The organism is Xanthobacter sp. DMC47 (assembly GCF_056313845.1).
This window is the reverse complement of sequence record NZ_JBQUZM010000004.1, coordinates 22,626-36,665: the sequence shown is the minus strand read 5'-3', so window position 1 is coordinate 36,665 and position 14,040 is coordinate 22,626. Positions and strand designations below refer to the sequence as shown.

Annotated in this window: 15 protein-coding genes; 11 read left to right on the top strand and 4 right to left on the bottom strand. The window is 67.8% G+C overall.

Annotation, left to right across the window (positions count from 1 at the left end; translation table 11 throughout):
• Positions 1 to 166 precede the first annotated feature (166 nt).
• The 5 genes from ACT54R_RS11975 to ACT54R_RS11955 all read left to right on the top strand — a co-directional run bounded on the left by ACT54R_RS11975 (position 167) and on the right by ACT54R_RS11955 (position 5,299).
• Complete coding sequence (locus ACT54R_RS11975; protein WP_476326594.1) at positions 167 to 1,399, top strand: D-alanyl-D-alanine carboxypeptidase family protein; 1,233 nt, start codon at positions 167 to 169, stop codon at positions 1,397 to 1,399.
• On the top strand, positions 1,396 to 2,058 hold the full coding sequence (gene tmk / locus ACT54R_RS11970; RefSeq protein WP_476326592.1) for a dTMP kinase: 663 nt from the start codon (positions 1,396 to 1,398) through the stop codon (positions 2,056 to 2,058). The genes ACT54R_RS11975 and tmk overlap by 4 nt, the downstream gene beginning before the upstream one ends.
• Positions 2,055 to 3,086, top strand: coding sequence for a DNA polymerase III subunit delta' (locus ACT54R_RS11965; protein WP_476326590.1), 1,032 nt, complete (start codon positions 2,055 to 2,057; stop codon positions 3,084 to 3,086). The genes tmk and ACT54R_RS11965 overlap by 4 nt, the downstream gene beginning before the upstream one ends.
• Before the next feature lie 58 nt (positions 3,087 to 3,144).
• Positions 3,145 to 4,698 (top strand): methionine--tRNA ligase, encoded by a 1,554-nt coding sequence (gene metG / locus ACT54R_RS11960; protein ID WP_476326588.1) that lies wholly within the window; start codon positions 3,145 to 3,147, stop codon positions 4,696 to 4,698.
• Positions 4,699 to 4,789: 91 nt separating this feature from the next.
• The gene (locus ACT54R_RS11955; protein WP_168457743.1) at positions 4,790 to 5,299 is read left to right on the top strand and encodes a hypothetical protein; all 510 of its coding nucleotides are present in this window, start codon (positions 4,790 to 4,792) and stop codon (positions 5,297 to 5,299) included.
• A gap of 9 nt (positions 5,300 to 5,308) precedes the next feature.
• Here the strand turns inward: ACT54R_RS11955 and ACT54R_RS11950 are convergent, their stop codons facing one another.
• A complete protein-coding gene (locus ACT54R_RS11950; protein WP_476326586.1) occupies positions 5,309 to 5,890 on the bottom strand; it encodes a biotin transporter BioY in 582 nt (193 codons plus the stop codon).
• A gap of 165 nt (positions 5,891 to 6,055) precedes the next feature.
• Between ACT54R_RS11950 and ACT54R_RS11945 the strand changes: the two genes are divergently transcribed.
• The 3 genes from ACT54R_RS11945 (at position 6,056) to ACT54R_RS11935 (ending at position 8,782) form a co-directional block, all read left to right on the top strand.
• Entirely contained in the window at positions 6,056 to 6,832 is a 777-nt protein-coding gene (locus ACT54R_RS11945) for a TatD family hydrolase (RefSeq protein ID WP_476326584.1), read from the top strand.
• A gap of 33 nt (positions 6,833 to 6,865) precedes the next feature.
• Entirely contained in the window at positions 6,866 to 7,405 is a 540-nt protein-coding gene (locus tag ACT54R_RS11940) for a CoA-binding protein (RefSeq protein WP_476326582.1), read from the top strand.
• Between the two features lie 72 nt (positions 7,406 to 7,477).
• Positions 7,478 to 8,782 carry an O-acetylhomoserine aminocarboxypropyltransferase gene (locus ACT54R_RS11935; protein WP_476326580.1) on the top strand — a complete coding sequence of 435 codons (1,305 nt, stop codon included), beginning with the start codon at positions 7,478 to 7,480 and terminating at the stop codon, positions 8,780 to 8,782.
• Positions 8,783 to 8,838: 56 nt separating this feature from the next.
• Here ACT54R_RS11935 and ACT54R_RS11930 read toward each other — a convergent pair whose 3' ends face one another.
• Positions 8,839 to 9,738: a LysR family transcriptional regulator gene (locus tag ACT54R_RS11930; RefSeq protein ID WP_476326578.1), complete on the bottom strand. Its 900-nt coding sequence runs from the start codon at positions 9,736 to 9,738 to the stop codon at positions 8,839 to 8,841.
• A 99-nt stretch (positions 9,739 to 9,837) separates the two neighbouring features.
• Here ACT54R_RS11930 and ACT54R_RS11925 point away from each other — a divergent pair, with 99 nt between their 5' ends.
• Together ACT54R_RS11925 and ACT54R_RS11920 are read left to right on the top strand one after the other, a co-directional pair.
• Positions 9,838 to 10,275, top strand: coding sequence for a CidA/LrgA family protein (locus ACT54R_RS11925; protein WP_476326576.1), 438 nt, complete (start codon positions 9,838 to 9,840; stop codon positions 10,273 to 10,275).
• On the top strand, positions 10,265 to 10,957 hold the full coding sequence (locus tag ACT54R_RS11920; protein ID WP_476326574.1) for an LrgB family protein: 693 nt from the start codon (positions 10,265 to 10,267) through the stop codon (positions 10,955 to 10,957). The genes ACT54R_RS11925 and ACT54R_RS11920 overlap by 11 nt, the downstream gene beginning before the upstream one ends.
• On the opposite strand, the gene ACT54R_RS11915 is transcribed toward ACT54R_RS11920, so the two are convergent.
• Positions 10,954 to 12,036, bottom strand: coding sequence for a COX15/CtaA family protein (locus ACT54R_RS11915; protein ID WP_476326572.1), 1,083 nt, complete (start codon positions 12,034 to 12,036; stop codon positions 10,954 to 10,956). The genes ACT54R_RS11920 and ACT54R_RS11915 overlap by 4 nt on opposite strands.
• A gap of 145 nt (positions 12,037 to 12,181) precedes the next feature.
• Here ACT54R_RS11915 and ACT54R_RS11910 point away from each other — a divergent pair, with 145 nt between their 5' ends.
• On the top strand, positions 12,182 to 12,394 hold the full coding sequence (locus ACT54R_RS11910) for a DUF2842 domain-containing protein (RefSeq protein ID WP_476326570.1): 213 nt from the start codon (positions 12,182 to 12,184) through the stop codon (positions 12,392 to 12,394).
• 121 nt (positions 12,395 to 12,515) lie between these two features.
• Here the strand turns inward: ACT54R_RS11910 and ACT54R_RS11905 are convergent, their stop codons facing one another.
• Positions 12,516 to 13,985, bottom strand: a complete 1,470-nt coding sequence (locus ACT54R_RS11905) for a P-loop NTPase family protein (RefSeq protein ID WP_476326568.1) — start codon at positions 13,983 to 13,985, stop codon at positions 12,516 to 12,518.
• Positions 13,986 to 14,040 lie beyond the last annotated feature (55 nt).

Genomic DNA, 14,040 nt, shown 5'->3' with positions numbered 1-14,040 from the left:
CCGTCCTGGCCCACGTCCCTGCCGAAGATATCCCCCCATCCTGAATCCCGCGGGGCTTTACCCGGAGCCGGCGCTTCGCGATGATCCGGCCGAAGGGGAAGCCGTGACCTTGGCCGCGCCACGGTGGGGAACGGCACTTCCCGCGTGCCGTATCCGGTGGAGCCAGATGTCCGTGTCCTCCCGCTTCGCCTCCCGTCTTGCCCGCGCCCTCGCTCTTCCGGCCCTCGCGCTGGCGGGCGCGCTGATCGCGCCTGGGCCTGCCGCCGCCCAGCAGGCGCAGGGCTTCCAGACGTCGGTACCCGCCGCGGTTCTGATCGATTTCGAGACCGGCACGATTCTCTACGAGAAGGACGCCGACAAGCGCTTCGCCCCGGGAACGCTCACGAAGGTGATGACCGCGGATGTGGTCTTCTCCCAGCTCAAGGCCGGCAAGATCGCCCTCGACACGCCCTTCGTGGTGAGTGTGAATGCGTGGAAGCGCGGCGGCGGCCCTTCGGGCGGGGCGGCCATGTTCGCTGAGGTGAACAAGCCGGCACCGGTGGGCGAACTGCTTGCCGGCGCGCTGGTGGTCTCCGGCAATGACGCGGCCATCGCCTTGGCCGAGGGCGTCGCCAACACCGAGAGCGAGTTCTCCCAGATGATGAATGCCGAGGCCAAGGCCATCGGCATGGCCAATTCCGAGTTCCACAACGCCACCGGCTTCGCCGATCCCGGCCAGGTCTCCACGGCCCGCGACCTCGGCCTGCTCGCCGCCCACATCATCCGCACCTATCCCACTTATTACCCGGTGTTCGCGCGTCCCAACATCGAGTGGAGCCGCATCAAGCAGCGCAATCGCAACGTGCTGCTGGACGCCGGCATCGGCGCGGACGGCCTCCAGGTGGGCTGGGTGAAGGATGTGGGCTACCACGCCCTCGGCTCGGCGGTGCAGAACGGCCAGCGCCTCATCGTCGCCACCCTCGGCGCCAAGAGCGAGAAGGAGCGGCTGGAAGAGACGCGCAAGTTGCTGGAATGGGGCTTCCAGTCGTTCCGGCAGCGGCAGATCTTCACGGCGGACCAGGAGATCGGCCGCGCCCAGGTGTTCGGCGGGACGCAGGGCTCGGTGGGGCTCGTGGCGAAGGGGGCGGTCTCCATCCTCACCCCGCGCTCGGGCAATGAGCGCGTGACCGCCAAGGTGGTCTATACCGGCCCGCTGCGTGCCCCCGTCGCCAAGGGCACGGAGGTGGGGCGCATGCAGGTGACGCGCGGGCAGGTGAAGGCGCTCGACGTGCCCCTCTACACCGCCGAGGACGTGCCTGTGGGCTCGCTGACCGACCGCGCCCTCGATGGCGGCATGACGCTGCTCGGCGATGGCGTGCGCGATCTCTTCAAGAAGGTGCTCGCGAAGGTCGGCAAATGAGCGGTCGTTTCATCACCCTCGAAGGCGGGGAGGGCACCGGCAAGTCCACCCAGGCGCGGCGGCTGGCGCAGCATCTGCGCGCCCTCGGCCGCGAGGTGGTGGAAACCCGCGAGCCCGGCGGCACGCCCGGCGCCGAGGCGCTGCGCCATGTCATCCTCTCCGGCGCTGCCGAGCCCCTCGGGCCTGCGGCGGAGGCGCTGCTGTTCGCCGCCGCGCGGGCGGACCATGTGACCGGCCTGATCGCTCCGGCGCTGGCGGCGGGCAAGATCGTGGTGTGCGACCGCTTCATCGATTCCACCCGCGTCTATCAGGGCGCGGTCGGCGCCGTGGACCCGAGCCTGCTCGATTCGCTTGAAAGCCTTTCCGTAGGCGCGGTGCGGCCGGACCTCACTTTGGTGCTGGACGTGCCGCCGGAGATCGGCCTCGCCCGCGCCGCCCGGCGCGCGGCGGGCGCGGCGGCCGACAGGTTCGAGAAGGAAGGCGGCGATTATCACGCCGCCGTCCGCGCCGCCTTTCTCGCGCGGGCGCAGGCCGAGCCGGCGCGCTGCGTCCTCATCGATGCCTCGGCCGATGCGGATGCCGTCGCGGCCGCCATCGCACACGTGGTGGCGGCCCGTCTCGGGCTGGCTGTCGACGAGATCGCGGGCGCGGGCGCATGAGCACGGAGATCGCCGGCGACGTGCTGCCGGGCGCGCCGCATCCGCGCGAGCAGGACCGCCTGTTCGGCCATGCGGCGGTGGAGGCGGACCTGCTGGGCGATTTTCGCGCCGGGCGCCTGCCCCATGCCCTTCTCATCGGCGGGCCGGAGGGCATCGGCAAGGCGACGCTGGCCTATCGCCTCGCCCGGGTGGTACTGGCGGGAGGGCCGGAGCCGGGCGCCCATGACCTGAGCCTGCCGGCGAGCCATCCGGTGTTCCGGCAGGTGGCGTCGCTCAGCCATCCCGACATGCTGGTGCTGCGCCGCGCGCCGGAGGCGGGCGAGGAGAAGATCCCCACCATCATCCCGGCCGAAATGGTGCGCCGGGTGCGCAGCTTTTTCGGCGCCACGGCGGCGGCCGGCGGGTGGCGGGTGTGCATCGTCGATACGGTGGACGAGCTGAATGCCTTCGGCGCCAACGCCTTGCTGAAGACGCTGGAGGAGCCGCCGCCGCGCGCGCTGTTCCTGCTCATCACCCATGCCCCGGGCAAGGTGCTGGCCACCATCCGCTCGCGCTCCCGGCTGCTGCGCCTCAGGGCGCTGGCGGAAGGCGATGTGCTGGCGGCGCTGGACCACCTTTCCACCGAGATCGGCGACCTCAACGCCGCCGAGCTTCCGGCCGCCGCGCAGGCCTCCGGCGGCAGCGTGCGCCGCGCCCTGACGCTGGCACGCGGGGAGGGGATGGAGGTGCGCCTCGCCACCCTCAAGGCCCTGGGTCAGTTGCCGCGGCCCCGGCCGGAGGACCTGCACGCGCTGGGCACGCGGCTTCAGGGCGACCGCGCGGACGGGCTCGATCTCTTCGTCGAGGCGGTGAGCGACTATGTGGCCGCGCAGGCCACGCACGCGGACGTGCCCCGCCATCGCCTTGTCCGCCTCGGCGAGGTATGGGAGAAGGTGCGGCGCAGCGCGACCGAGGCTGATGTCTTCAATCTCGATCGCAAGGCGCTGGTGTTCCGCATCTTTGCCGATCTGGCCGAGGCCGTGCGCTGAAGCTGCCGCAAGCTGAAGCCGCAGTCCCGGGGGTCGGGGAAATCGTCCGAGCCTTCCGATGTCCGTCAAGCCGCCGTTCTACATCACCACCGCCATCTCCTACCCCAATGGCGTGCCCCACATGGGCCATGCCTATGAGGCGATCGCGACCGACTGCGTGGCGCGCTTCAAGCGGCTCGACGGCTATGACGTGCGCTTCCTCACCGGCACGGACGAGCACGGCATCAAGATGCTGCAGACCGCCCAGCGCGCGGGCCTGACCACCCGCGAACTGCTCGAGCGCAATGTCCCCCGCTTCCAGGCGATGGTGGAGACGTTCAACCTCTCCAACGACGACTTCATCCGCACCACCGAGGAGCGCCACCGGATTTCCACGCAGGCGATCTGGGAAAAGATGGCGGCGAATGGTGATATCTATAAATCCACCTATGCCGGTTGGTATTCGATCCGTGATGAAGCCTATTACGCGGAAGACGAGACAACACTGAACGATGCCGGTGTGCGGCTCGGCCCACAGGGTACGCCTGTGGAATGGGTGGAGGAGGAAAGCTATTTCTTCCGGCTCTCGGCCTATCAGGACCGACTGCTCACTTACTATGCCGAAAACCCGGGGTTTATAGCGCCTGACACCCGCCGAAACGAGGTTGTCAGCTTCGTGTCGGGTGGCCTTCAGGATCTCTCCATCTCCCGCACCACCTTTGACTGGGGCATCCCCGTTCCGGGTGACCCCAAGCACATCATGTATGTGTGGGTGGATGCGCTGACCAATTATATCACCGCGCTCGGGTATCCGGACGTGGATGGCGATTTCGCCAAGTACTGGCCGGCGGACCTTCATGTCATCGGCAAGGATATCATCCGCTTCCATGCTGTGTACTGGCCGGCATTTCTCTGGTCGGCGGGGCTTGCGGCGCCGAAGCGCGTGTTCGGGCACGGCTTTCTCTTCAATCGCGGGGAGAAGATGTCGAAATCGGTCGGCAACGTCATCGACCCGTTCGATCTTGCTGCGACCTATGGTGTTGATGCCATTAGATATTTCTTCCTGCGGGAGGTCGCGTTCGGCCAGGATGGCTCCTACAGCCACGAGGCCATCGTCAACCGCATGAATGCCGACCTCGCCAACGACCTGGGCAACCTCGCCCAGCGGTCCCTGTCGATGATCTCGAAGAATCTCAATGGGTTGGTGCCCACCCCCGGCCCCCTCTCGCCGGAGGACGAGGCCATGCTCGCCCTCGCCGACGGCATGCTGGCGAAGAGCCGCGAGGCCATGGACGCGCAGGCTATCCATTTGTATCTCAACGCCGTTTGGGCTGTGGTCGCGGAAGCCAACCGCTATTTCGCCGCCCAGGCCCCCTGGGCCCTGCGCAAGACCGATCCCGCCCGCATGGAGACCGTGCTCTGGGTCACTGCCGAGGTGATCCGGCAGGTCGGCATCCTGGTCCAGCCGGTGATGCCGGAGAGCGCGGCCAAGCTGTTGGATCTGGTGGCGATTCCGGCCGACGAGCGGGGTTTCGACCGGCTCGATCCGGCCTTCCGCCTGCCCGCCGGCCGCACCCTCCCGACCCCCACCGGCGTGTTCCCGCGCTATGTGGAGCCGGAAGCCACGACCTGAGGGACGGGTGTGCGCGGACCGGAAATATCTTAACCTTGCTAGGGTTTTGTAGTTTACAGCACGCGGGGCTGGGGGAACTGGAGCGGTGGGAATGACGGGCGTGAGATGGGTTTCGGCGGCCGCGGTGGCGCTGGCACTGGCCGGCTGCTCCAGCAGCTACGACCGCGCTCCGGCGCCGGCTCCCAATTATGATCCCATCCCCCCGGCCATGCCCACCGAGATGCCCCCGCCGGCGCCCGAAGGCCCGGCCGTTCCGCGCATCGAGGTGAAACTCGCCGGTGCCGACGCCACCCTCGTGCGCGCCCGCATCGCGACGTCGCGCCGCGCCCGCCAGTACAACATCACGGTCGACCAGCCGGCCCAACTCATTGCCGAAAAACGTCTTCCGCCCGATGAGGCGATGAAGCGCACCAACGGACAGAGCCAGGATGCCGCCTTCCGGCTCGACTACATCTTCAACACCTCGGGCGGCAACGTCACGGTGTCGCTGGAAGCCTCCATCGTCACCAATCCGGGCCGCCCCGGCGAGCGCGTGCAGCCCATCACCATGCCCGCCTCCGACGCGGATGCGCTCAAGGAAGAGATCAGCGCGGCCCAGTAGCCGCGCTCTTCAGCGCTGGCGCTGGGTTCCGGCCAGTCGTTCGACCAGGATGACAGTGGCGAGTGCGGCGACCGTCTTCACCACGGCGCCGGGGATGAAGGGCACGAAGCCCTTCTCCAGCGCCAGCATGGGGCCAACCTTGGTGGCGAGCCAGCCAGCGCCCATTACCATCAGCACCAGATGGCCCAAAGCAAGGACACCGAACAGCGGCAACGGCCGCAGCCGCGCCCAGGTCTCCTGAAGCCATCCCACCAGCAGCGTCGTCACCAGAAAACCGACGATGAAGCCGCCGGAGGTGCCGGTGAGCATGGCAAGTCCGCTCCGCCCGCCCGAGAACACCGGCAGGCCCATCAGTCCGGCGAGGAGATAGATCGCCACGGTGAGTCCGCCGAATTGCCAGCCCATGAGCGCTGCCAGCGCAATCAGCACATAGCTTTGCAGGGTGATCGGCACCGGCTGGATGGGAATGGACAGCTGGGCGCTCCAGGCCAGAAGCGCCACACCCACCACGAGGCCCGCGATCGCCCAGACGTTTGACGCATCCGCGAGGCGGGCGAGGGCGGGGCGGAACGGAGGTTGGGTTTTGAGCATGGCGGTCCTGACGATCGGGCGGGCGGGCCGGGCCCGCGTCGGTCCCGGCGATACCTTCGCCGGTTGAGCGCGGCAAGTCCCGGCCGTGCGTGGGACGCATGGCCGCCGCCTCGACGGGGGCGGCCGATGCGCTTATGTGAAGCGCGGACCGCCCGTAGGATCATCATGCTCGTCGACAGCCATTGCCACCTCGACTTCCCTGATTTCGCCGCCGAGCTGCCGGACGTGGTGGCCCGCGCCGAGGCGGCCGGCGTCTCCCATCTCGTGACCATTTCCACGCGGGTCCGCCGCTTCAACGAGATTCTCGCCATCGCCGAGCGGTTCGACAGCGTGAGCTGTTCGGTCGGCACCCATCCCCACCAGGCGGGCGAGGAAACCGACGTCACCGTGAAGGATCTGGTGGACCTCTCCCGCCATCCCAAGGTGGTCGCCATCGGCGAGGTGGGGCTGGACTATCATTACGATCTCGGCCCGCGCGACGCGCAGGAGCACGGCTTCCGCACCCATATCGCGGCTTCGCGCGAGACCGGCCTGCCGCTGGTGATCCACGCCCGCGAGGCGGACGAGGACGTTGCCGCGATCCTTGAGGAAGAGACCGCCAAAGGGGCCTTTCCCTTCCTGCTCCACTGCTTCACCGCCGGACCGGACCTTGCCCGCCGCGCGCTGGCGCTGGGCGGCTATATCTCCTTCTCGGGCGTCGTGACCTTCAAGAAGAGCGAAGATCTGCGCGCCATCGCCCGCGACGTGCCGGCCGACCGCATCCTGGTGGAGACCGATTCTCCCTTCCTCGCGCCGACGCCCCATCGCGGCAAGCGCAACGAGCCCTCCTTCGTGCGCGAGACGGCGAAGGTGCTGGCCGAGGCGCGGGGCGAGCCCTTCGAGACATTCGCCGCCGCAACCACGCGGAATTTCTACACCTTGTTTTCCAAGGCACGGCGCTGAGTCACCCGGCGCTGGAACGAGGGAGGAGACGTGGTGAACCACGATCGCTACGACGACGCCTATATCCGCTCCCTCCTCTCCGAGGTGGAGACGATCGCCATCGTCGGCGCCAGCGCCAATGCGGCGCGACCGTCCTATTTCGTGATGAAGTATCTCTCCGAGCGCGGCTATCGCGTCTATCCGGTCAATCCGGGGCAGGCGGGCAAGACCGTGGTGGGGCTCACCTTCGTCGCGACACTGAAGGACGTGCCGGAGCCCATCGACATGGTGGATGTATTCCGCGCGCCCGAGCATGTTCCCGCGGTTCTGGATGAGGTTCTTGCCCTTGATCCCCTGCCCAAGGTGCTGTGGACCCAGCTCGGCGTGCGCAACGACGAAGCCGCGGTGCGGGCCGAGGCCGCGGGGCTGAAGGTGGTGATGAACCGCTGTCCGAAAATCGAATATGGCCGGCTGTCCGGCGAGATCGGCTGGACGGGCGTCAACTCCCGCACCATCTCGGCTCGGCGCCCGCAGCGGCTGGGCAGCGGCGTGCAGCGGCTTTCCATCGCACCGCGTGGACCGAAATCAAGCTAATCGGTAGAAGTACGGAATTATCTATCGAACCCCGCCGGCATAGAAGGTTGGCATCTGACGGAGAAAGCGCCCATGTCCGACGACACGACCCCTGCGGCCCATCACGAACCGGGCTTTTCCACTCTCGCCATTCACGCTGGCGCCCAGCCCGATCCCACCACGGGCGCGCGCGCGACGCCGATCTACCAGACCACCTCGTTCGTCTTCGACGACGTGGACCACGCGGCCTCCCTGTTCGGCCTGCAGGCGTTCGGCAACATCTATACGCGCATCACCAACCCCACCAATGCGGTGCTGGAAGAGCGTGTTGCGGCGCTGGAGGGCGGCACGGCCGCGCTGGCCGTCGCCTCCGGCCATGCGGCCCAGCATCTCGTGTTCCACACGCTGCTGACGCCCGGCGACGAGTTCATCGCCTCGCGGAAGCTCTATGGCGGCTCCATCAACCAGTTCTCCCACGCCTTCAAGAGCTTCGGCTGGAACGTGGTGTGGGCGGATCCGGACGATGTGTCTTCGTTCGAGCGGGCGGTGACGCCGAAGACCAAGGCAATCTTCATCGAATCCATCGCCAATCCGGGCGGCGTGGTGACCGATGTCGCGGCCATCTCCGCCATCGCCAAGAAGGCGGGCGTGCCGCTCATCGTCGACAACACGCTGGCGACGCCCTACCTCTGGCAGCCCATCAAGGACGGTGCCGACATCGTCGTGCACTCGGCGACCAAGTTCCTGGGCGGCCACGGCAATTCCATCGGTGGCGTGATCGTGGATGCGGGCACGTTCGACTGGTCGGCGTCGGGCCGCTACCCCTTCCTGACCGAGCCGCGGCCGGAATATTCCGGCATGGTGCTGCATGAGACGTTCGGCAATTTCGCCTTCGCCATCGCCGCCCGCGTGCTGGGGCTGCGCGACCTCGGGCCGGCGCTCTCGCCGTTCAATGCCTTCCTGATCCTCACCGGCATCGAGACGCTGGCGCTTCGCATCCAGCGGCACAGCGAGAATGCGCTGAAGGTGGCGCAGTGGCTCGCCGCGCACCCCAAGGTGTCGTGGGTGAGCTATCCTGGCCTTGCGACCGACAAGTACCATGCGCTGGCGCAGAAATATCTGCCCAAGGGCGCCGGAGCGGTGTTCACCTTCGGCCTTAAGGGCGGCTACGAGGCTGGCGTGAAGCTGGTGTCGAACGTTGAGCTGTTCTCGCACCTCGCCAATATCGGCGACACGCGCTCGCTCATCATCCATCCCGCCTCCACAACCCATCGCCAACTGACTGACGACGGCAAGACGGCGGCGGGTGCAGGGCCGGAGGTGGTGCGCCTCTCCATCGGCATCGAGGACGCGGCGGACATCATCGGCGACCTCGATCAGGCGCTGGCGAAGATCTGATTTTCCAGCCGCGCGGGCTCCCACAAGCCCGCGCGGTTTCCAAGTGGCGATGAATGTCATCCGGACGGGCCGTTTCCGTCGCCATAGACTTCCCGCGTCAGCTCCAGCCACGCGCGGGCGGCATGGGAGAGATAGCTGCCCTTGCGCCAGACGATGGCCATGTGCCATTCGGTGCCGGGCTCGGCGAGCTCCGACAGGCGCACCGCTGGCGTGCGCCGCTGGTAGGCGATGGTCTTGGGCAGAAATGCCACGCCAAGGCCCGCGCCCGCGATCTCCACGATGAAGTCGATCTGCCCGCTGCGCGCCGCCACCTGCGGTGCAAATCCGTTGCGGGCGCAGGCATCCTCTAGGACCTGGTTCAGCGCGAATCCGCCCTCGAACAGGATGAACGGGAAGGCCGCGAGATCAGCCATCGTCACCCGCTCCCGCCCCGCAAGGGGATGGCTCACCGGCAACACCGCCATCAACGGCTCGCGCCGCACGCCCTGTCCGTCGAACCCCTCCTTGGCGGGGAGGAGGGAGCCGGCCAACTCCACCTCGCCCTCCAGCAGCATTTCCTCCAGCCGCTTGGAGCCGTGCTCGGTGAGGCGAATCTCAATGCCCGGATAGCGCGAGCGGAAGACCGCGAACAATGGCGCAAACAGCGTGCTCGCGCCGAGCGGCGGCAGGCCGAGCCGCAGGCTGCCGCGCCTGAGGCCCCTCAGATCCTCCAGTTCGGCGACGAGGCCCTCGCGCTCGGCGAGCAAGGTCAGCGCGCGGCGGTAGACGATTTCCCCTGCGGCAGTGAGCTGGCTGCGATGACCGATGCGGTCGAGCAGCGGGACGCCGAGCTCGTCCTCCAGCTGCTTCACGGCCTTGGAGACCGTGGGCTGGGTGGCATTGAGCACCTTGGCGGCCGGAGAGAAGCCGCCCTGCCGCACCACCTCGACGAAGGCTCTGAGGGTCCGAAGTTCCATATATGATGCCTATATGGAATGATCTTTATTCAATCAATTCATTTTCATCATGCTGCAGTGCATACTATGTTACGGGCATCGGCACTGGAGGTGCCAGCCATGTCCCAGAATCGCTCTGCCCTCAATCAGTTGCTCCGTTCCATCCGCTTCACGCTGCATCGCAGCATGATGATCCAGCTTGCCGTTCTGGTCGGTTTCTGGATGGCGGGAGAGGGCGTGGTGCGGCTTGTGAAGCTTCCGCTTCCGGGCGGCATCGTGGGCATGGCGGTGGTGCTGGCCCTGCTCGCCAGCGGCTGGCTGCGTCCGTCGAGCGTGCGACGCGGGGCCTCCTGGCTGCTGGCGGAAATGCTGCTGTTCTTCGTGCCCGCCGTTATGGCCGTGCTCGACCACAAGGAACTCATCGGCCTCGATGGCCTGAAGATCGCCGCGGTGATCCTGCTCGGCACGGTGACAGTCATGGGCGGCACTGCCCTCGCCGTCGATCTGTGCTGGCGCTGGACGCAGCGCCTGTCTGGGGAGGCGCGTCATGCCGCATGATCCCCTCTTCGCGACGCTGTTCTGGTCGGCCGTTACCATCGGGTCCTATCTCGCCGCGCGAGCCATTGGCCGGCGCTGGCGCTTCTGGTGGACCTCGCCCCTGCTGCTGACACCCATCGGTGTCGGTGCCGTCGCGCTCAGCCTGCACGTGGGATATGGCGAGTATATCGCCGGCACCCGCTGGCTGCTGCTGATGATGGGGCCGGCCACGGTGGCCTTCGCCATTCCCATCTACGAGCAGCGCGCGCTCATCCGCCGCTACTGGCCGGTGCTGCTGGTGGGAGTGGCCGTGGGTAGCACCCTCGCCATGGTGACAGCGCTTGCCCTGGCGCATCTGCTCGGCCTGAACGAGACGATCGGGCTCAGCCTGATGCCGCGCTCGACCTCCACCCCCTTTGCCATGGCGGTGTCGGGGGACATCGGCGGGGTGCCGGACCTCACGGCCGTCTTCGTCATCCTCACCGGCATCTGCGGTGCGGCGCTGGGCGAGGTGGTGCTGAAGGTGATGCCGCTCCGCTCGTCGCTGGCCCGCGGCGCCCTGTTCGGCATGGGCGCCCACGGTGCCGGCGTCGCCCGTGCGCACCAGATCGGCGGGGAGGAAGGCTCCATCGCCGGTCTTGTGATGGTGCTGGCGGGCCTGTTCAATGTGATGATCGCACCGCTGGTTGCGGCTCTGGTCTAGGCTCTCGCGGTCACGGCCTTCTCGGCCCCGGGAGCACCGAGGCCGCTCACATGCACCACGGCGAAGATCAGGACGATGGTCGCCCCGAACTGATGCGCCAGCGCGATGTCGATGGGCACCTGATGGATCAGCGTCAGGATGCCCAGCGACGCCTGGGCCGTCACCAGGGCGAACAGGATCCACGCCCGCTTCGCTGCCCGCCCGCCGTCGCGCGTGGCATCGAGCGCGTGGACGAGCGCCAGCGCCCAGAGGGCATAGGCCACCATACGGTGATCGAACTGCACCGTCAGCGCATTCTCGAACAGGTTGCGCCAGAATGGCGACATGGCGCCGAGCTGTTCGGCGGAGGGGATGAAGTGGCCATCCATGAGCGGCCACGTATTATAGGCCATGCCGGCGTCGAGCCCGGCCACCAGCCCGCCCGCGAAGATCTGCACCAGCACCAAGGCCATGAGGACGCGCGCCGTCAGCCGCACGCGGCCATTCACCGCCTGCCGCCCCTCGCCAGTGAGCGAGCGCGCCACGGCGACGATGGCGGCGAGGATCACGCAGGCGAGGGTGAGGTGGATCGCAAGGCGATACTGGCTGACGGAGACCCGCTCCGTGAGCCCCGACGCCACCATCCACCAGCCGACGGCGCCCTGCAGCCCGCCGAGAGCGAACAGGCCGAGGCACTTCGCCAGCAAGGATCCGCGCAGCACGCCGCGGAAGGCAAAATAGAGGAAGGGCAGGAAGAAGGCGAAGCCGATGACCCGGCCGAGCAGCCGGTGGCCCCATTCCCACCAATAGATGCGCTTGAACGCCTCAAGCCCCATGCCCTTGTTGAGGATTTCGTACTGGGGAATGGCCTTGTAGCGGTCGAACTCCGCCTGCCAGTCGGCCTGCGACATGGGGGGCAGGGCACCGGTGACGGGCTTCCATTCGGTGATGGAGAGACCGGATTCGGTGAGGCGCGTGGCGCCGCCCACCACCACCATGGCCACGATCAGCGCCGCGACGAAATAGAGCCAGAGGCGGACAGCCTTAATCCCGGGGCGGGGACGGTCGGCGATCAGGGTAACGGCTTCGGCGTGCGACATGTGATCTCGACTCCGCGTGCGCGGTCTTGCTGCGTGGCCCCTCCGGATCGATCCGTTATAGAGAGCCCGTGTGCCGCGCAAGGGAGCGGGTGCCGCATGCCGCTTCGGCACGGTGGGCATCCTCGCGGCAAGGGAGTGAGCGAGAATGCCCCAACGCCTGCGCAAGCTTATCGGTACCGTTTTGATGCTGGTGCTGGTCGTGTTCTGGGCGCTCATGGCCATGGCACTGGCGCAGGGCCGGGTGACCGAACTGCATTGGGCCCTGCAGACGGTCTGCTACGTGCTTCTCGGCAGCCTCTGGGTGCTCCCGGCGGCGCTCATCATCCGTTGGATGGAGCGTCCGGACAAAAAGGTATGATTTAATATAATCTTGTGGCGGTTTCCTCAGTTTTTACGCGAGCTATCTTTGCGCGCAGTCGGCGACGAAACGCAAAAAGGCCCGGCTGGGCCGGGCCTTCTGGTGACGACGGAATAGTGGATCAGGCTGCGCCGGCGAGGCGTTCCAGCATGGCCGACTGAACGGTCTCTCGGGCGTCGAGGGATGGCGTGGCGAGGTGATCCTCATCCTTGGGCGCCTCCTCCTCGGTCCGGCCTGAGGCGAGGCAGAGCATCACCACGCGGCCGAATTTCTTGTCCGCGAGGGCGTCGAATATCTCAACGGCGGCCGTCGGCGCCGCATCGTCGGCATTGAGGCAGACGACGAGAGGATCAAGGCCAGCCAGACGACGACCGCCACGGGCCGCCGACAGGCTGGGGGCGGCGACCACCACGAAATCGTAGGTCCGCTTCAACGCTTCCAGCACCAAGGCGAGCCGTTCGGCGCCCACGACGGCGGCGCCGGACAGCACGTCCCGGCCGGGCGGGATCACGTGGGCCCGAGAGCGGGCGTCGCGATGGATGGTTTCACCAAAGCCTGCGACCCCGAACAGAAGCTCGCTCATCCCCGGTGCCCACGGGTCAGAGACCAGGGCGGCGAGGCTCTCGGCGCTGCCATCCAGCGCCACCAGCGCCACCCCGGCATCCTCGGACAGGCGACGGGCGAGGGAGACAGCGCAGGTGGCAGACGCCTCAGGCAGGTCGTCGGAAGTCAGGAGAATCAGCCGCGCCGATCCACCAGGTGATGCGAGATGCGCGGCGAGGCGGTCGACTGCCGCATCGGCATCGAGGCCGGCGCCCTCGGGGCCACCGATCCAGGTGATCCGATGGCTGTCGCTCAGCTCGACGGGAAGGACCGCGCCATCGACCAAGCCTTCCGCTTCGGCGGGGCGGTTCACAGTGCGCCGTGCGATGACGAGCAGGGCAGCAACGGCCGCGAGCAACCCGAGGGCGAGGGGGCCGGGCGGCTGGGGCACGAATGAGGCCCGTCCGGCTTCGCCCCGGCGTGCCGCCGGCAGCAGCGAGGGCTCGTCCTGTGCCTCCCGCGTCAAGCGGTCGAGGGAGAGGAAGGCGGAGACGTAGGCGTCGGCCACCCGGACGGCGAGGCCGGGCGTTGCTGCCGAGACGGTGAGCCGCAGCGCCCGCCCGCCCTGGACCGGCGCGACTTCCAGATTTTCCATGAGGCGCCACGCGGCCGCGACGCTTTCGGAGCGCCCCTCTGTTCCGGCGCGGGTGATGCCCAGCCATCCCGTCAGCCCTCCGGCAGCGATGCGGCGCACATCCTCATCCGGCAATTGGCGCACGGCGTCGTAGGCGAGCTCCCGCGAGCCCAGCATCTGCGCCACGCCGCGCATGGAGCCAGCCGGCGGCTGGGTGCCGACCTCGAAGGCGAGGGTTGTGGTGGCAGAAAACCGCAGGGGCAGGAAGCTGGCGAGGGCGATGAGGGCGAAGACGATCCACGCGGCCTGCCAAATGCTCGGGCGCCACGCCAGCCGCACAGGCTTAAGACCGGCATCTGGTCCGGCCGCCGCGGCCTTTGTCATCTCAAGGTGCGTCGTCTCCAGGTGAGACATGCGCCGCCCTCCCGCGACTCGGGCGCACGACGCGCCAGTCTCACCCAGAGAGCCA